Source organism: Foliimonas ilicis (genome assembly GCF_039939195.1).
Lineage (GTDB): Bacteria > Pseudomonadota > Alphaproteobacteria > Rhizobiales > Rhizobiaceae > Foliimonas > Foliimonas ilicis.
In genome coordinates, this window is sequence record NZ_JBDUUH010000012.1 from 107,118 (window position 1) to 123,133 (window position 16,016).

Genomic DNA, 16,016 nt, shown 5'->3' on the forward strand with positions numbered 1-16,016 from the left:
AAAAGCCCCCAAATATCCTTCGCCGGGAAAAATTCATGAAACTCTTTGCGGGCAATTCCAATCGGGTGCTGGCTGAAGCCGTCGCCCGTTATCTCAACATCCCGATCGGCAAAGCCAGCGTCAGGCGTTTTGCGGATCAGGAAATCTTCGTCGAGATTCAAGAAAATGTGCGCGGCGAGGACGTTTTCGTCCTTCAGTCGACCGCCTTCCCCGCAAACGATCACCTGATGGAACTGCTCATCATGATCGACGCCTTCCGCCGTTCGTCGGCACGGCGCATCACGGCAGTCGTCCCCTATTTCGGTTATGCAAGGCAGGATCGCCGCGCATCGGGCCGCACGCCGATCTCGGCGAAGCTCGTCGCTAACCTGATCACCCGCGCAGGCGCCGACCGCGTTCTGACGCTCGACCTGCATGCCGGGCAGATCCAGGGCTTCTTCGACATCCCGACCGACAATCTCTTCGCAGTGCCTGTCATGGCGCGCGACGTGAAGGCCAACTACAACCTTTCGAACCTGATGGTCGTCTCGCCGGATGTCGGCGGCGTGGTTCGCGCCCGCGCATTGGCAAAACGCGTCGATGCGCAGCTCGCCATCGTCGACAAGCGCCGTGAGCGTCCGGGCGAATCCGAAGTCATGAACATCATCGGTGAAGTCGAAGGCAAGGATTGCATCCTGTTCGACGATATCGTCGATTCGGGCGGCACGCTCTGCAACGCGGCGGATGCGCTCCTCGCAAACGGCGCGACCAGCGTTACCGCCTACATCACCCACGGCGTGCTTTCGGGCGGCGCTGTTGCCCGCATCACCGGATCGAAGCTGAAGGAACTGGTGATCACCGATTCCATCCAGCCGACGCAGGCCGTCGTCGATGCGCACAATATCCGTGTCGTCTCGATCTCCGATCTGATCGGCGAAGCGATCTCGCGTACCGCGACCGAAGAATCGGTTTCCAGCCTGTTCGACTAGAATCCTTCATTTTAAGTTGAAACGCTGGCGGGACAGCGCCCCCCTCTGTCCTGCCGGACATCTCCCCCACAGGTGGGGAGATTACCTTTTCATTAAACGCAGTATCAATTGCAGCGTTGCAGAATGAAGGCCGAGAGTTGTGTCAGCCAATCTCCCCACCCGTGGGGGAGATGTCCGGCAGGACAGAGGGGGGCGCCTCGTGATTCCATCAAAGTAGGAACCGCTCTAGCTCAATCGGCCTATCGGGATCATTTCCGGCGAAGTCGCCTCACAGGCACCGCCTTGCCAATCACCCAGCCATTTATCGACCGTCAGCCCTGACGCGGACAACATCCGCTCGATGTCTGCTTTGGCTGGAAACGCTATGCGCGAACTGGCGGACCATACTTTTCCGTCGGCCAAACTCTCGTAATGCGTTTCATATGTCGCGATGTGAGTTTCGAAATCATACGCGATATCATTCCAGGATTTCACTTTGCCAAGCTCTGGATGATCCAGAAAGTGAAGCGAATGCTCCGGCGTCCATTCGCGCCATTCCTCGACAAGAGGATTGCGGGAATCGAAGATAAACCTGCCGCCCGGTGTCAGATGACGCGCAACAGTGTTGAGGGCCTGCCTGCGATCTTCATCGGTCAGAAAGACCTGAAAAGCGTGGCCGGTTAAAATCACGAGGTCGAATGTCTGCTCCAACCGAAGTGATCTTGCATCGCCCTCGACCCATTTGACCTTGCCGCCTCCCGGTCTTTTTTTGCCGGCATTAAGCATCGCCGATGCAGGATCGACGCCCACCACGAGCCTGTCGCCAGCCAAAGCAGCCGCCAATTGTCCGGTCCCGCAGCCGAGATCGAGAACGGACTGCGCATCCTTGGCCAGGCCGATGCAATATTCGAAATCGTCGCGCCACCCATTGTCCAGATCGTAGAATTGGACAATTTGCGGATCGCAATAAAGCTGGTCGGTGTCATCCGGCATGAATGAGCCTCCTCACGACACCGCGGAGAATGCATCGCGGATCGCGCGGGCCATTCCGTCGCTGACGTCGCCTTGAGACCGGGCATTGCGATGCATGACGACATTCGATGCGTCGATGTTGCCGAACCCTTCGTCTGCGGTCAGTTCACGGCATCCTTCCGGGATATTGCTTCGCGAAATCGGCGCGATGGCAAGACCCGAGGCGACGGCGATCTTCAGCCCGCCGCTCGTATCGCTGCGATAAGCCACACGATAAGGCAGCTCGCGGGTGTCGAGCGACTTCAAAGCGAAATCCATGCACCAGCCGGAATTTTCATAAAGCGCAATCGGCAGCGGGCGCTGCTCGTGCAGCACATGCGCATCGGACGTTACCCATACTGTCGGGTCTGTCATCAGGATTTCGCCATCCGAAAAATCCTGCCATTCGAAGACGACCGCAATGTCCAGATCGTCCGCCCGCAACTCGTTCATATGCTGGGTGGAGCATCCATAACGCGCCGAGATTTCGACATCGGGATGCGCTTTCGCAAACGTGCCAAGCGCGCGCGACAGCATCGCATATCCCCACTCCTCGGGAATGCCGATGCGCACTCGACCGGTTAGCGGCGGCGAAGACATGGACGCGGCAGTTTCATCCAGCAGGGAAACGATGCGCCGTGCATTGTCCAGGAGCTGCTCGCCCTTGCGCGTCAGTTCCACGCCGCGCGACCCGCGCATGAACAAGGCAGCGCCGATCCCTTCCTCGAGACGTTTGATCTGCATGCTGACGGCAGACTGCGTGCGATAGACCGACGTCGCCGCCTTGGTGAAATTACCGGTTTCCGCGACCGCCAGAAAGGTCCGCAAAAGCTCGCTGTCGAGTGGAGTGTTCATGAGCAATGCCATCAGATTTACGAATGGCTATCATGATTACAATTCGATGGTCGAATGTCAAACCTGTGCGTTAGGATTATCCAAGAGGCAACATCAACGCGTGACCGCCATGACATACACATCCAGCCCGGCGATCGGACTTTCGTTCTCGCCGCAGAAAAAAGCTCCGCAGCAAAGCGTCCCGCATGATTATGCGGATATTTTGCGCAAACATGACGATCGTCTGATTACCGATATCGGCATGACGCGCGAGGATATTGCGGGGCCGGAAGAGCATTTCTGGAGTGAATGGCAGAAGATCAAACAGCCGTGGCAGCTTTGATCATACGTGCCCGCTTGCCAAACCAAGTTTGGACGAGGCATTTCCTTCTCAACCGCTTGCAAAACTTGCACTGCGGCCAACCTTCCGCTATAGAGCCGCCACCCGCGTAGACACCCTTGGAGGCAACGCGGCTGATGGCGGCTTCCGCCGTATGATCCCGAAGAGTGGCTTGCCGGTTTTTGGAAACGATCATGCGTCATGGATTGCCGCTTTCGACGTTTACGGTCGAGGCTTGGTCTTCTCCGTAGGCGGCTCCATACAACTCGAAAGGAAATGCCATGAGCCACGATACTTATGAGCTCACGGCCGAAGCGCGCGAAAAGGTCGGTAAGGGGTCCGCCCGTGAAATTCGCCGCAACGGTAAAGTGCCTGCAGTCATTTATGGCGACAAGCAAACCCCAATTGCTATCACCTTGTCCTACAAGGACATTTACTACAAGATTCATGGCGGCGGTTTCAAAACCACCATTGCCACGATCATCCTTGACGGCAAGAAGATTCAGGTCCTCCCGAAGGACTATCAGCTTGACCCGATCCGCGACTTCCCGATGCATGTCGACTTCCTGCGCGTCAGCAAGAATTCGGTCGTCACCGTGAACGTGCCTGTCCACTTCCTGAACGACGAACTCGCTCCCGGCATCAAGCGCGGCGGCGTGCTCAACATCGTTCGCCACGACATCGAAGTCAGCTCGCCTGCCAATGCGATTCCAGAAGCGATCGAAGTCGATCTGACCGGTCTCGAAATCGGCGATTCGGTGCACATCTCGGCCATCACCCTGCCAAAGGGCGTGACGCCGACGATCACCGACCGTGACTTCACTATCGCAACCGTTGCAGCGCCCGCAAGCCTCAAGAGCGAGGAAAGCGAAGCCGCCGCTGACGGCGAAGAGACCGCGGCTGAAGAAGCAGCGGAAGAGACTGAAGAAAAGGAAGGCTGAGCCTTTCTGCCAGGAGAACCGTTTCCATGCTGATCATCGCAGGGCTCGGCAATCCAGGCGCAAAATATGCGAACAACCGGCACAATGTCGGTTTCATGGCGGCGGACGCGATAGCCCGCCGCCATTCGTTTTCGGGCTGGTCGAAGAAATTCCACGCCGAGATCGCCACCGGCACGCTGGATGGCGAAAAGATCCTGCTCATCAAGCCGCAGACCTTCATGAACCTTTCCGGTCAGTCGATCGGCGAGGCGATGCGCTTTCACAAGCTGACGCCTGCCGATCTGATCGTGCTGTACGACGAACTCGATCTGGCGCCCGGCAAGGTGCGCATCAAGACCGGCGGCGGCCATGGCGGGCACAATGGCATCAAATCGCTCGACGCCCATTGCGGCAAGGAATATCGCCGCGTGCGCATCGGCATCGGGCATCCCGGCGCGAAAGAACTGGTCCACAATTACGTGCTGGGTGATTTCGCGAAATCCGAGCACAACTGGCTGGAACCGCTTCTGGATGCCATCGGCGAGAATGCCGGTCTGCTGGCCAAGGGCGACGACAACAGCTTCATGAACAAGACGAGCCTTGCCATATCCGGCGGCAAGGCAGAGCCGGAGCAAAGCCGCGCGCAGCCCAAGCCACAGAGCCATATCAGGCAGGCGCGCCAGCAAAAACCGGCGATAAACGCTCCTGACACAGGTCCGATGGCCGCCATGTTACGAAAGCTCTTTGGCAACAAGGAGTGATTCCGATGGCGGACAAAGACGTAATCTACATGTTCGCGATGAGCCTCGACGGTTTCATCGCGAGACCGGACGGCCGGGTTGACTGGCTCGACAACTACCCCGCGGACGCAGACTACGACTTCGACACCTTTCTGAATTCGTTGAGCGGGATCGTTATGGGCCGAGGTTCATACGAAGCCGCCCGCCGGGCCAGCGATTGGCATTATGGCCGATGGCCCTGCACGGTCGCGACCCGCAGGCCCATCGCCGATGCACCGCAAGGGGTCGAGACGGTCGCGGGTGGGCCGCGCGAACTGCTCGACAATCTGCGCAGCCGGGGTGCGACGGGCCGGATATGGATGTTCGGCGGCGGCGACCTCGCCCGCCAGTTCATCGACGCAGGCGTGCTCGACGCGGTCGAGATCGGCACGATACCCGTCATCCTGGGAGAAGGCATTCCCGCCTTCGGCCGCAATGGCGAGGACGCATGGCTCAAGCTGGAATTCGCGAAACCGCTGGCGAACGGCGTGATCCATTCAAGATACAGCGTTGGCGCAGCCGAGCGAAGATAGCCCGAGGGCTTGACGATGGTCTGCCCTATCGCCCATAGCCCTCTCTAATAATCGAATTCACGACAGGATCGGACATATGGGTTTCAAATGCGGCATCGTTGGGCTGCCAAACGTCGGCAAGTCCACGCTCTTCAACGCCCTGACCAGAACGGCGGCGGCGCAGGCGGCGAACTATCCCTTCTGCACGATCGAGCCGAACACAGGCGAAGTGGCCGTGCCGGACCCGCGCCTGCGCAAGATCGCCGACATCGCAAAGTCCAAGGAAATCATCCCCACCCGCATTTCCTTCGTGGACATTGCAGGCCTCGTGCGTGGGGCTTCCAAGGGCGAAGGCCTGGGCAACCAGTTCCTCGCCAATATCCGTGAAGTTGACGCGATCGTGCATGTGCTGCGTTGCTTCGAAGATGACGACATCACCCATGTCGAAGGCCGCATCGATCCTGTGGCCGACGCCGAGACTGTCGAAACCGAATTGATGCTCTCCGATCTGGAAAGCCTCGAGCGTCGCATCGTGCAGTTCCGCAAGCGTGCCTCCAGCAAGGACAAGGAAGCGACGACCGTTCTTCCGATGATGGAAAGCTCGCTGGAGCTTTTGCAGGCCGGCAAGCCGGTGCGCCTGCTTCTGGACGGCATCGCCGCTGAAGACCTCGTAATCCTTCAGGAACTGAACCTGCTGACCTCGAAGCCCGTTCTTTACGTTTGCAACGTAGCCGAGGCGGATGCTGCCAAGGGCAACGAGCACACGCAGGCCGTCGAGAAGATGGCAAAGGCCCAGGGTGCGCGTACTGTCGTCATCTCGGCCGCCATCGAAGCCGAAGTCGCGCAGCTTCCCGATGAAGAAGCGACCGAATTTCTGGCCGATCTCGGCCTCGAAGAACCCGGCCTCGACCGTCTCATTCGCGAGGGCTACGAGCTGCTCGACCTGATCACCTATTTCACTGCAGGACCGAAGGAAACACGCGCCTGGACCGTGGAAAAGGGTTCCAAGGCACCGCAGGCGGCTGGCGTCATCCACACGGATTTCGAGCGCGGCTTCATTCGCGCGCAGACTATCGCCTTCAACGATTTTGTGACGCTGGGCGGCGAAGTCGCGGCCAAGGAAGCGGGCAAGGCACGCGACGAAGGCAAGGAATATGTGGTGCAGGACGGCGACGTCATGCTCTTCAAATTCAATACATAGGACCAACCGGCATTCATCGATCGGTCCTGGCCTCACTTCGCCTTGCGACATCTCGCAAGGCGCTCCATCCTAGCCCGCAAGGAATGGACAGGATTCAGGCATGAACGATTTGACGTGGGCTTACGAGGATTTTGCCGAAGGCGGAACGATCGACCTCGGTTCGAAAGTCGTGACCGCAGCAGAAATCATCGATTTCGCGGGACAATTCGACCCGCAGCCCATGCATCTCGACGAAGAAGCCGGAAAGGCCAGCATCCTCGGCGGGCTTTCCGCCTCGGGCTGGCACACAAGCGCGATGTTCATGCGGATGCTCTGTGACAGCCTGCTGCTCGATTCCACCTCGCAAGGCTCACCGGGCATCGACTACGTGAAATGGAAAAAGCCGGTGCTTGCCGGCGACGAATTGCGTGCGGAGGCCGTGATACTTTCCAAACGCGTCTCGAAATCCCGGCCCAATCTGGGCTTCGTGACGATGCGCTCGGAACTGTTCAACCAGAATGGCGACAGCGTATTCGAGCTTCAGAACACAGGCATGTTCCTGACCCGCGAAATGGCAGGTGCAAAATGACGCTCGACGAATTTTTCGGGATTGGCGAGACGGTTACGCTCGGATCGCACCTTTTCACGCCGGAAGAGATCGTGGCTTTCGCGACGAAATATGACCCGCAACCGTTCCACATAGATGCGGAAAAGGCGAAGAACAGCGTGTTCGGCAGCCTCTGTGCTTCCGGTTGGCATACCGCCGCGATGTGGATGCGCTACAATCTTCAAAAGCCCAGCCCGAATGGCTGGCAAAGCGAAACGCCGGAACCCGAATTCGGCCCCTCGCCCGGCTTCAAGAACCTCAAATGGCTGAAGCCTGTCTATGCGGGCGAAACGATCACCTTCAAGCGCACTGGCCTTGCCCATCGCCCGATTGCCAGCCGACCCGGCTGGCGGCTTTTGAGCATCATCGCGGAAGCCTTCGATTCGACGGGTGATAAGGTGCTGGAATTCGAGAGCGCGGTGTTGGTTAAGGCTGGTTGAGAGCGGTCCATTCTGGCTACTAACGCCCTTCATTTTTTAATAAAATCGCTGGCGGGACAGCACCCCCCTCTGCCCTGCCGGGCATCTCCCCCTCAAGGGGGGAGATTGGCTGACATCGATATCCGCCTTCATTCTACAACGTCGGCAATTGATGCTCCGCGCTGATGACAAGATAATCTCCCCCCTTGAGGGGGAGATGCCCGGCAGGGCAGAGGGGGGAGATGTCCCGCCTGCGTTTTATTAAAAAATGAAGGGCGTTAGTGCCCGTCGAAACCAATCAGCGTCCGCACCGGCACGTCCAGCGCCTCCAGCTTGGCACGACCGCCGAGGTCCGGCAGATCGATCACAAAGCAGGCCGCGACGATCTCCGCTCCCATCTGACGCAGAAGCTTCACAGCGCCCTCTGCGGTGCCGCCAGTGGCAATCAGATCGTCGATCAGGATCACCTTCTCGCCGGGGCTGACCGCGTCCTTGTGCATCTCCATCTCGTCCAGACCATATTCCAGACTGTAGGCAACGCGCACTGTCTCGTGCGGCAGCTTGCCCTTCTTGCGGATAGGCACGAAGCCGGCCGAAAGCTGATGCGCTATCGCGCCGCCGAGGATGAAGCCGCGGGCTTCGATGCCCGCGATCTTGTCGATCTTCGCACCGGCGTATGGGTGGACGAGTTCGTCTATGGCGCGGCGAAAGGCACGCGCATTGCCGAGCAAGGTCGTGATGTCCCGGAACAGGATGCCGGGTTTCGGATAATCGGGAATGGTACGGATCGCCGCGAGCAGCGTTTCTTCCACCGATTGATTCATGGTTCAGCCGATCCTGTTGCAATCTATTGATGACGCGCATGCGCAAAAAAGAAAAGGGCGCATGATGCGCCCTTTTTATGGAGTTTAGCTTTGCCGCTTAGTGAGCGACGTTCGCCCAGACCTTGCGCTTGGTCGCATAAACGAGGCCGATGAAGAGCAGCAGGAAGACGATAACCCGGAAGCCGGTCTGCTTGCGCGCTTCAAGATGCGGCTCTGCAGCCCACATCAGGAATGCCGAAACGTCGCGCGAATACTGATCGACGGTTTCGGGCGTGCCGTCTTCGTAGGTCACCTGACCATCGTTGATCGGCTTGGCCATCGCCAGCGACTTGCCCGCGATGAAGTACGGGTTGTAGTGCGTGCCTTCCGCAACTTCCATGCCTTCCGGCGGCGTCTCGTCATAGCCGGTCAGAAGTGCGTGGATGTAGTCCGGGCCATTTTCCGCATACTGCGTGAAGATGTCGAACACGAAGGTCGGGAAACCACGCTCGACGCCCCGCGCCTTTGCAATGAGCGAGAAGTCCGGGGGTGCAGCACCGTTGTTGGATGCCGCAGCCGCTTCATGGTTCGCATATGGCGACGGGAAGTGATCCGAAGGAAGTGCGGGGCGCTGGAACATTTCGCCATCCGCATCCGGCCCGTCCGTCACTTCATACTCAGCCGCAAGCGCCTTGATCTGCGCTTCCGAGTAGCCGAGATCGGAAAGTGTGCGGAACGCCACCAGATTCATGGAGTGGCAAGCCGAGCAGACTTCCTTGTAGATCTTCAGGCCGCGCTGGAGCTGGCCCTTGTCATAGGTGCCGAAAGGACCTGCGAAGGACCATTTCATCTCTTCGGGCTTGTGGATCGGATAGTGCGTCGGCTCCGCCTCGCTGTGCTCCTCCTGCGCGAACGCGCTTCCGGATGCACCGACGATGAGAAGGCCGATAACCGCCAATCCGCTGAGAATCTTTTTCATGTGAATTCCTTCCAGATTCCCTGCAACTCAGCCTTTGGTTTCGGGCGATGCGGCAGCGCCTGCCGGTTGCACCGAAGCCTTGCCTTTGTTCTTTTCCAACACTGCTTCCGTAATCGAATTCGGAAGGCGTCGCGGCGTCTCTATCAGGCCCAGAACAGGCATGATGACGATGAAGAAGCCGAAATAGTAGAGCGTGCCGATCTGCGAAAGGATGACGTAGACACCTTCCGCCGGGCGCGAGCCAAGCCAGCCCAGGAAGATCGCGTTGATCACGAACAGCCAGAAGAACAGCTTGTACCAGGGACGGTAGACCGCCGAGCGAACCTTCGACGTGTCGAGCCACGGCACGAAGAACAGCACTGCGATTGCGCCGAACATTGCAAGCACGCCGCCGAGCTTCGAGTCGATCGGGCCGATGTTGAAGGTGATGGCGCGCAGGATCGCGTAGAATGGCAGATAGTACCATTCAGGAACGATGTGCGCAGGCGTCTTCAACGCGTCCGCTTCGATGTAGTTGTCGGGGTGGCCGAGGAAGTTCGGCAGATAGAACACGAAGTAGGCGAACAGCAGCAGGAACACCAGCATGCCGAGCGCGTCCTTGACGGTAGCGTAAGGCGTGAAGGCGACCGTATCCGTCTTCGACTTGACTTCGATGCCGGTCGGGTTCGACTGGCCAGTCACATGCAGCGCCCAGACGTGCAGAACGACGACGCCTGCAATCATGAACGGCAACAGATAGTGAAGGGCGAAGAAGCGGTTCAGCGTCGGATTGTCGACCGCGAAGCCGCCGAGCAGAAGCTGCTGCACCCAATCGCCGACAAGCGGGATAGCCGTGAAGAAGCCGGTGATGACGGTCGCACCCCAGAAGCTCATCTGGCCCCAAGGCAGAACGTAACCCATGAAACCCGTGGCCATCATGAGGAGATAGATGATGCAGCCAAGGATCCACAAAAGCTCGCGTGGAGCCTTGTACGAGCCGTAATAAAGGCCGCGCATGATGTGAACGTATACGGCGATGAAGAACATCGACGCACCGTTCGAGTGCATATAGCGCAGAAGCCAGCCCGAATTCACGTCGCGCATGATCTTCTCGACGGACTTGAAGGCAAGCCCGGTATCGGCCGCATAATGCATGGCCAGCACGACGCCGGTCAGGATCTGGGCGACCAGCATGATCGAGAGAATGCCGCCGAACGTGTAGGCGTAATTCAGATTGCGCGGAACCGGGTAGGACACGAATGAATCGTGCACCAGACGCGGCAATGGCAAGCGCGCGTCGAACCAGCGTTCAATGCCCGTCTTGGGCGTATAGGTAGAGTGTCCACCGCTCATGGAAAAATTCCCCCTCTGACCTTAGCCGATCCGGATTTTAGTGTCGGAAATGAATTCAAATGCTGGAATGTGCAGGTTTTCCGGTGCCGGACCTTTACGGATACGGCCTGCCGTATCGTAATGCGAACCGTGGCACGGGCAGAACCAGCCACCGAAATCGCCCTGCTGACCGAGTGGCACGCAACCAAGATGCGTGCACGAGCCGATCATGACGATCCAGTTTTCCTTGCCCTCGCCTGCCGTACGATCAATGTCGGTGGCGGGAGCAGCAGCGTCGAGATTTGCATTGCGCGCCACAGGGTCCTTGAGATCGGCCAGCGCAACAGCGTTGGCTTCCTCGATTTCCTTGGGCGTGCGGTTGCGAATGAAAATAGGCTTGCCGCGCCATTTGGCAGTCAGGGACATGCCGGCCTGCAGCGAAGAAACATCGACCTCGATCGTGGCCATAGCCAGCGTCGACGCGTCTGGACGCATCTGGTCGATGAACGGCCAGGCAACGCCTGCCGCACCAACAACGCCTGCCATACCTGTGGCGACGTAGAGAAAATCGCGGCGCGTAGGCTCGCTTGTATCGGTTGCGCTCACGGGACTCTGATCCTTTCGTCACATGATCGCCGAAGGTAGAGCCATCCCCGCTCTTGCACGCCGCCCGACAGCGCATGGCAACAGGCTAGCGAATTCCTTCGGCATTTGGGGTTTGGTTTATGCGCGAAGCAGGCTCTTGTCCAGACGCCACAAGAGCCAAGGGCAGATTGTCGCGGGGGTATTCCAGAGCCTTTTTCACAGGCCCGCGAAAAGATTCAGCGCGCTCCGAGACGCGCAAGCACCTGCCGCGGAATATCGTATTCGCGAATGATGTCGTCGTGCCGGCGCATCCCGCAAAGCTCACGCTGTATGAAATAGGCGTAAACAGCGTCGGCCGCATCCTTCAAAAGCCTGGCCTGCCTGCCTTCCCGCGTGTTTTCGCGCAGCACTTTCAGCGCATCGCGCATCCGATGTTCAGTCCTGCCGAGCGACGACGCCTTTTCGGCGAGCATTTCATATTCGAGAACGTCGAAACCATTATCGGGCAGGCCGGGCAGGCGAAACGACATCGTATTACTCCGCAGCCAGCCTGTCCGGCAGGAAGCCGCCGGACTGACGTTTCCACAGATGCGCGTAGAGGCCGTCGCTGGCGATGAGATCGTCATGCGTGCCCTCCTCTACGATTCTGCCCGCATCCACGACGATCAGCCGGTCGAGTGCCGCGATGGTCGAGAGCCGGTGCGCGATGGCAATCACCGTCTTGCCTTCCATGAGGCGGTAGAGATTGTCCTGGATCGCGGCTTCGACTTCCGAATCGAGCGCCGATGTCGCCTCGTCCAGAATGAGGATCGGCGCGTCCTTCAGCATCATGCGCGCGATTGCCAGACGCTGGCGTTGACCGCCAGAAAGCTTGACGCCGCGCTCGCCGACAAACGCGTCATAAGCCTTGCGGCCGCGCGAATCTTCCACATCCATAATGAAGTCGTGCGCCGAAGCACGCTTGGCCGCAGCGATGATCTCGTCTTCTGTCGCGCCCGGCTTCGCATAGGCGATGTTGTCGCGAATGGAGCGATGCATGAGCATCGGGTCCTGGCTGACGACACCGAACTGCGCGCGCAAAGATGCCTGCGTGACTTTACTTATATCCTGTCCGTCGAGCCGGATCGTACCTCCCTGAACGTCGAAAAGGCGCAGTGCGAGATTGACGATCGTCGTCTTACCGGCACCCGAAGGGCCGATGATGGCAACCCGCTCGCCCGGCTTTATATGCAGGTTCAGATTGTCGATGATGCCGCCTTCCCTGCCATAGTGGAAGGTGACGTTTTCAAAGCGCAGATCGCCCTTCACCCGCGGCAGCAAAACGGCGTTCGGCGCGTCTTTCAGATTGGGCTCGACGGAAACCGTTCCGGTTGCATCCTGCACGGTCGCATAGGAGCGGATCAGGCCGTTGATGTTGAACATCACATAGCCGGACATCTGGTTGAGACGGAATACCAGGCCGATAGCCGCGGCGATCTCACCGGTCGTGGCAATTCCGTTCATCCAGCTCTTGATGGCGAGCATGACGACCGCCGCCATCATGAAGCCATTGAGAATGGCGACGGCCGCCCGAACGCTGGTGACGGCGCGCGTCATCTTGGTCAGCGCTTCGAGGAAGCGCTCCATGCCTTCGCGCACATAGGCATGCTCGCGCCGCCCGCTGTCGAACAGTTTGACGGCGAGAATATTGGTGAAGGCATCGACCATACGCCCGTTGAGAACGGAGCGCTCGTCGGCAGTGCGGCGCCCGGCTGCGCGCAAGGGTGGCAGGAGGAACCACGCCGCCGCGAAATAGCTCGCCAGCCAGATGATAAGTACCAGGCCAAGCATTGGGTCGAGCGTGGAAAGAATCGTTCCCGCCAGAATGACGAAGGTCAAAAAGCTCCACATGGTCTGGAGCGTCGAGGTCACGAAATCGCCGGTCGCCTCACCGCCCTGCAGGATTTTCGTCGCGATACGTCCGGCGAAATCGTTCTGATAGAAGTCGTAGGGCTGCTCCATAACGCGGCGAAACGCCTGCCAGCGTACGAGTTGATAGAAATGCGGAGTGACCATCTGCTGCTCGACCACCGCATTGGCGATCATGACCAGGGCGCGTATGACGAGGATCAGCAGCAAAAACACCGTCAGATGCGGCCAGTAATCCTGCAAAAGCGTTGTTGGCGAAGATTTGTCGAGAATGTCGATCAGCCAGCCGACCGACCAATAGAGCGCGGCCTCGACTGCGCCCGAAAGGCCGCCGACAATCAACAGAAGAAAGAATGGCCATTTGGCCTGCCGCGCGAAGAACAGGATGAATTCGAGAGCGTCTTTGGGCAGCACCTCGCGTTCCGTATCCGCGAACGGATCGATTACGCCTTCGGCGCGACGCCAAAGGCGCTCGCGAATTCCTGTTTCTTCACTCATTCCGCGGCAATTTCCTCCGGGTTTGGCTCATCATGCAGGAGGAAGCCGCCGGACTGACGATTCCAGAGCTGCGCATAGAGCCCGCCACGCGCGACGAGTTCGTCATGCGTGCCTTCCTCTATGATATTGCCCTTGTCCATGACGACCAGCCTGTCCATCGCCGCGATGGTCGAAAGCCTGTGCGCGATTGCAATCACGGTCTTTCCTTCCATCAACTGATAGAGGTTCTCCTGAATTGCCGCCTCGACTTCCGAATCGAGTGCCGACGTGGCCTCGTCCAGAATGAGAATCGGTGCATCCTTCAGCATAACGCGCGCAATCGCGATGCGCTGCCTCTGCCCGCCGGAAAGCTTTACGCCACGCTCGCCGACATGCGCATCGAACCCTTTGCGGCCCTTCGGATCGGACAGGGAGCCGATGAAATCATGCGTTCTGGCGCGCTGCGCAGAATCGATCATCATCTCCTCGCCCGCATCCGGACGACCGTAAAGAATGTTCTCGCGGACCGACCGGTGCAGCAGGGACGTGTCCTGCGTAACCACACCGATCTGCGCGCGCAGACTGTCCTGCGTGACATCGGCGACATTCTGTCCGTCGATGAGCAAACGACCCTGCTCCAGATCGTAAAAACGAAGCAGGAGATTGACCAGCGTCGACTTGCCCGCACCTGAGCGCCCGACTACGCCGACCTTTTCACCCGCACGGATGGTCAGCGACAGATCGTTGATAACGCCTTTGCCCTTGCCATAGTGGAAGCCCACCTTGTCGAAGCGGATTTCGCCCTTGTCGATTACGATGTCTTTTGCATCTGGCTTATCCTCGACCAGATGCGGCAGCGAAATCGACTTGATGCCGTCCTGAACCGTTCCGATGTTTTCGAACAGGGCCGAGACTTCCCACATGATCCACTGCGACATGCCCCAGAGACGAAGCACCAGGCCGAGCACCACAGCCACCGCGCCGATGGAAACGGTCGCGCCGAGCCACAAATAAATCGAGAGTGCGCCGACCGAGAACAGAAGCAGCGAGTTCAACACATAGAGCGCGCCGTAAAGTTCGGTCACAAGCCGCATCGAACGGTAAACCGTATCCAGAAAGCTGCTCATGCCTTCACGCGCAAAAGACGCTTCGCGACGTGCATGCGAGAACATTTTCACGGTCTGAATGTTGGCGTAGCTGTCGACCACGCGGCCCGTCATCAATGAGCGCGCATCCGCCTGCTGCTCGGCCACCCGTCCAAGACGCGGAATGAAGTAGCGAAGCAGGCCGATATAGCAGATGATCCAGACGACGAGCGGCATGGCCAGCCGCCAATCGGCAGAGCCGACAAGAAACAGCACGCCCAGAAAATAGACGATGACGTAATTCAGGACGTCGATCAGCTTGATCACGCATTCGCGCACGGCAAGTGCGGTCTGCATCAGCTTGGTGGCGATGCGGCCCGCGAACTCGTCCTGATAGAATGTCATCGACTGTTTGAGCAGATAGCGATGCACCTGCCAGCGGATGCGCATGGGGTAATTCCCCATCAGCGTTTGCTGGGATAGCAAGGAATGGACAAATACCATTGCCGGAAGCGCAACCAGCACGATGAACGCCATTCCGGCCAGTTTCCAGCCTTCATTCTGAAGAAAGGTCTCGCGGTTCTGCGCCGAAAGCCAATCGACAATGTTGCCGAGGAACGAGAACATCCAGACTTCGGCAATCGCGATGGCCGACATCAGGATCGCGGCCATAATAATGTACGGCCACGATCCCCGCGTATAATGGAGACAGAAGGCGACGAGCGTGCGTGGCGGCTCCACGGGCTCGGCGGCCGGAAATGGGTTCAGTCTGTTTTCAAACCAGCGAAACATCGTTTTTCTCAATTCATTATCAAAGTTCGGTCACGCCACGCGCTTCACTGGGCGCGCGGCGGTGCGTTTTTGCTTGTCGACGCTCGCTGAACCTTGGCCGGAATCTCCGGTCGAAACAGGTTCTATATAGGAACGAGGCGGCGTTTCAGCCAACTCATGCCCGAGCGCTCCTGACACGGCTCTGTCAGGATTTGTCTTCATTTGCCTCCCGATCCACTGAAAGACGTCTCGGAACAGCGATTTCCGACTCCGCATCGGCAAAGCGCCGGAAAAATCCACATCCGGAAGCTCGCCCCGGTGGCTGCGGAAATGCCCATGCGTTTGGGACAAGGGAAGACGAATACCGGCAGCGAGAGCCCAGGCGGACAGTTTCTGGTCCTGCAGGCTGGGTGCTTCGCCTTGCGGCAGTTTATTTTTAGGGTCGGGTGGCGGCTTTACGCCCGAAATATTGGCAAACATCGAACGATTCCTTGGAAGACCGGGAATAAATCCGGCGGGAATCGAGACGAGTTAGCTTCAGATTTTCA

18 protein-coding genes are annotated in these 16,016 nt (G+C 58.6%); 8 read left to right on the plus strand and 10 right to left on the minus strand.

Annotation, left to right across the window (positions count from 1 at the left end; all coding sequences use genetic code 11):
- The first annotated feature begins 35 nt into the window (after window positions 1-35).
- On the plus strand, window positions 36-968 hold the full coding sequence (locus ABFT80_RS22380) for a ribose-phosphate pyrophosphokinase (protein ID WP_347974173.1): 933 nt from the start codon (window positions 36-38) through the stop codon (window positions 966-968).
- A 225-nt stretch (window positions 969-1,193) separates the two neighbouring features.
- On the opposite strand, the gene ABFT80_RS22385 is transcribed toward ABFT80_RS22380, so the two are convergent.
- Window positions 1,194-1,940, minus strand: a complete 747-nt coding sequence (locus tag ABFT80_RS22385; protein WP_347974174.1) for a class I SAM-dependent methyltransferase — start codon at window positions 1,938-1,940, stop codon at window positions 1,194-1,196.
- A gap of 12 nt (window positions 1,941-1,952) precedes the next feature.
- Entirely contained in the window at window positions 1,953-2,813 is an 861-nt protein-coding gene (locus ABFT80_RS22390) for a LysR family transcriptional regulator (RefSeq protein WP_347974175.1), read from the minus strand.
- Between ABFT80_RS22390 and ABFT80_RS22395 the strand changes: the two genes are divergently transcribed.
- The 7 genes from ABFT80_RS22395 (at window position 2,812) to ABFT80_RS22425 (ending at window position 7,570) form a co-directional block, all read left to right on the plus strand.
- Window positions 2,812-3,135, plus strand: a complete 324-nt coding sequence (locus ABFT80_RS22395) for a hypothetical protein (protein ID WP_347974176.1) — start codon at window positions 2,812-2,814, stop codon at window positions 3,133-3,135. The two genes, ABFT80_RS22390 and ABFT80_RS22395, sit on opposite strands and share 2 nt — an antisense overlap.
- A gap of 278 nt (window positions 3,136-3,413) precedes the next feature.
- Window positions 3,414-4,073 carry a 50S ribosomal protein L25/general stress protein Ctc gene (locus ABFT80_RS22400; RefSeq protein WP_347974177.1) on the plus strand — a complete coding sequence of 220 codons (660 nt, stop codon included), beginning with the start codon at window positions 3,414-3,416 and terminating at the stop codon, window positions 4,071-4,073.
- Window positions 4,074-4,099: 26 nt separating this feature from the next.
- Window positions 4,100-4,813 carry an aminoacyl-tRNA hydrolase gene (gene pth, locus ABFT80_RS22405; protein WP_347974178.1) on the plus strand — a complete coding sequence of 238 codons (714 nt, stop codon included), beginning with the start codon at window positions 4,100-4,102 and terminating at the stop codon, window positions 4,811-4,813.
- A 5-nt stretch (window positions 4,814-4,818) separates the two neighbouring features.
- Window positions 4,819-5,364: a dihydrofolate reductase family protein gene (locus ABFT80_RS22410; protein WP_347974179.1), complete on the plus strand. Its 546-nt coding sequence runs from the start codon at window positions 4,819-4,821 to the stop codon at window positions 5,362-5,364.
- A 76-nt stretch (window positions 5,365-5,440) separates the two neighbouring features.
- On the plus strand, window positions 5,441-6,544 hold the full coding sequence (ychF, locus tag ABFT80_RS22415) for a redox-regulated ATPase YchF (RefSeq protein ID WP_347974180.1): 1,104 nt from the start codon (window positions 5,441-5,443) through the stop codon (window positions 6,542-6,544).
- A 100-nt stretch (window positions 6,545-6,644) separates the two neighbouring features.
- On the plus strand, window positions 6,645-7,112 hold the full coding sequence (locus tag ABFT80_RS22420) for a MaoC family dehydratase (protein ID WP_347974181.1): 468 nt from the start codon (window positions 6,645-6,647) through the stop codon (window positions 7,110-7,112).
- On the plus strand, window positions 7,109-7,570 hold the full coding sequence (locus ABFT80_RS22425; protein WP_347974182.1) for a MaoC family dehydratase: 462 nt from the start codon (window positions 7,109-7,111) through the stop codon (window positions 7,568-7,570). The genes ABFT80_RS22420 and ABFT80_RS22425 overlap by 4 nt, the downstream gene beginning before the upstream one ends.
- Window positions 7,571-7,827: 257 nt before the next feature.
- Here the strand turns inward: ABFT80_RS22425 and ABFT80_RS22430 are convergent, their stop codons facing one another.
- From ABFT80_RS22430 to ABFT80_RS22465, 8 genes are all read right to left on the minus strand, one after another.
- Window positions 7,828-8,373, minus strand: a complete 546-nt coding sequence (locus ABFT80_RS22430) for an adenine phosphoribosyltransferase (protein ID WP_347974183.1) — start codon at window positions 8,371-8,373, stop codon at window positions 7,828-7,830.
- A gap of 97 nt (window positions 8,374-8,470) precedes the next feature.
- On the minus strand, window positions 8,471-9,331 hold the full coding sequence (locus tag ABFT80_RS22435) for a cytochrome c1 (RefSeq protein ID WP_347974184.1): 861 nt from the start codon (window positions 9,329-9,331) through the stop codon (window positions 8,471-8,473).
- Between the two features lie 27 nt (window positions 9,332-9,358).
- Entirely contained in the window at window positions 9,359-10,663 is a 1,305-nt protein-coding gene (locus ABFT80_RS22440) for a cytochrome b (protein WP_347974185.1), read from the minus strand.
- Window positions 10,664-10,684: 21 nt separating this feature from the next.
- Window positions 10,685-11,248 carry a ubiquinol-cytochrome c reductase iron-sulfur subunit gene (gene petA / locus ABFT80_RS22445; RefSeq protein ID WP_347974186.1) on the minus strand — a complete coding sequence of 188 codons (564 nt, stop codon included), beginning with the start codon at window positions 11,246-11,248 and terminating at the stop codon, window positions 10,685-10,687.
- A gap of 215 nt (window positions 11,249-11,463) precedes the next feature.
- Window positions 11,464-11,757 carry a DUF6665 family protein gene (locus tag ABFT80_RS22450; RefSeq protein ID WP_347974187.1) on the minus strand — a complete coding sequence of 98 codons (294 nt, stop codon included), beginning with the start codon at window positions 11,755-11,757 and terminating at the stop codon, window positions 11,464-11,466.
- Between the two features lie 4 nt (window positions 11,758-11,761).
- Window positions 11,762-13,633, minus strand: coding sequence for an ABC transporter ATP-binding protein (locus ABFT80_RS22455; RefSeq protein ID WP_347974188.1), 1,872 nt, complete (start codon window positions 13,631-13,633; stop codon window positions 11,762-11,764).
- Complete coding sequence (locus tag ABFT80_RS22460; RefSeq protein WP_347974189.1) at window positions 13,630-15,489, minus strand: ABC transporter ATP-binding protein; 1,860 nt, start codon at window positions 15,487-15,489, stop codon at window positions 13,630-13,632. Before ABFT80_RS22460 ends, ABFT80_RS22455 begins: the two co-directional genes overlap by 4 nt.
- A gap of 30 nt (window positions 15,490-15,519) precedes the next feature.
- Window positions 15,520-15,948 carry a hypothetical protein gene (locus tag ABFT80_RS22465; protein WP_347974190.1) on the minus strand — a complete coding sequence of 143 codons (429 nt, stop codon included), beginning with the start codon at window positions 15,946-15,948 and terminating at the stop codon, window positions 15,520-15,522.
- Window positions 15,949-16,016: the final 68 nt, after the last annotated feature.

Excerpts from the sequence above, each read along its gene's own strand:
- ABFT80_RS22380 (WP_347974173.1), top strand. The coding sequence starts at position 36 with ATGAAACTCTTTGCGGGCAATTCCAATCGGGTGCTGGCTGAAGCCGTC.
- ABFT80_RS22385 (WP_347974174.1), bottom strand. The coding sequence starts at position 1,940 with ATGCCGGATGACACCGACCAGCTTTATTGCGATCCGCAAATTGTCCAA.
- ABFT80_RS22395 (WP_347974176.1), top strand. The coding sequence starts at position 2,812 with ATGAGCAATGCCATCAGATTTACGAATGGCTATCATGATTACAATTCG.
- ABFT80_RS22390 (WP_347974175.1), bottom strand. The coding sequence starts at position 2,813 with ATGAACACTCCACTCGACAGCGAGCTTTTGCGGACCTTTCTGGCGGTC.
- ABFT80_RS22400 (WP_347974177.1), top strand. The coding sequence starts at position 3,414 with ATGAGCCACGATACTTATGAGCTCACGGCCGAAGCGCGCGAAAAGGTC.
- pth (WP_347974178.1), top strand. The coding sequence starts at position 4,100 with ATGCTGATCATCGCAGGGCTCGGCAATCCAGGCGCAAAATATGCGAAC.
- ABFT80_RS22410 (WP_347974179.1), top strand. The coding sequence starts at position 4,819 with ATGGCGGACAAAGACGTAATCTACATGTTCGCGATGAGCCTCGACGGT.
- ychF (WP_347974180.1), top strand. The coding sequence starts at position 5,441 with ATGGGTTTCAAATGCGGCATCGTTGGGCTGCCAAACGTCGGCAAGTCC.
- ABFT80_RS22420 (WP_347974181.1), top strand. The coding sequence starts at position 6,645 with ATGAACGATTTGACGTGGGCTTACGAGGATTTTGCCGAAGGCGGAACG.
- ABFT80_RS22425 (WP_347974182.1), top strand. The coding sequence starts at position 7,109 with ATGACGCTCGACGAATTTTTCGGGATTGGCGAGACGGTTACGCTCGGA.
- ABFT80_RS22430 (WP_347974183.1), bottom strand. The coding sequence starts at position 8,373 with ATGAATCAATCGGTGGAAGAAACGCTGCTCGCGGCGATCCGTACCATT.
- ABFT80_RS22435 (WP_347974184.1), bottom strand. The coding sequence starts at position 9,331 with ATGAAAAAGATTCTCAGCGGATTGGCGGTTATCGGCCTTCTCATCGTC.
- ABFT80_RS22440 (WP_347974185.1), bottom strand. The coding sequence starts at position 10,663 with ATGAGCGGTGGACACTCTACCTATACGCCCAAGACGGGCATTGAACGC.
- ABFT80_RS22450 (WP_347974187.1), bottom strand. The coding sequence starts at position 11,757 with ATGTCGTTTCGCCTGCCCGGCCTGCCCGATAATGGTTTCGACGTTCTC.
- ABFT80_RS22455 (WP_347974188.1), bottom strand. The coding sequence starts at position 13,633 with ATGAGTGAAGAAACAGGAATTCGCGAGCGCCTTTGGCGTCGCGCCGAA.
- ABFT80_RS22460 (WP_347974189.1), bottom strand. The coding sequence starts at position 15,489 with ATGTTTCGCTGGTTTGAAAACAGACTGAACCCATTTCCGGCCGCCGAG.
- ABFT80_RS22465 (WP_347974190.1), bottom strand. The coding sequence starts at position 15,948 with ATGTTTGCCAATATTTCGGGCGTAAAGCCGCCACCCGACCCTAAAAAT.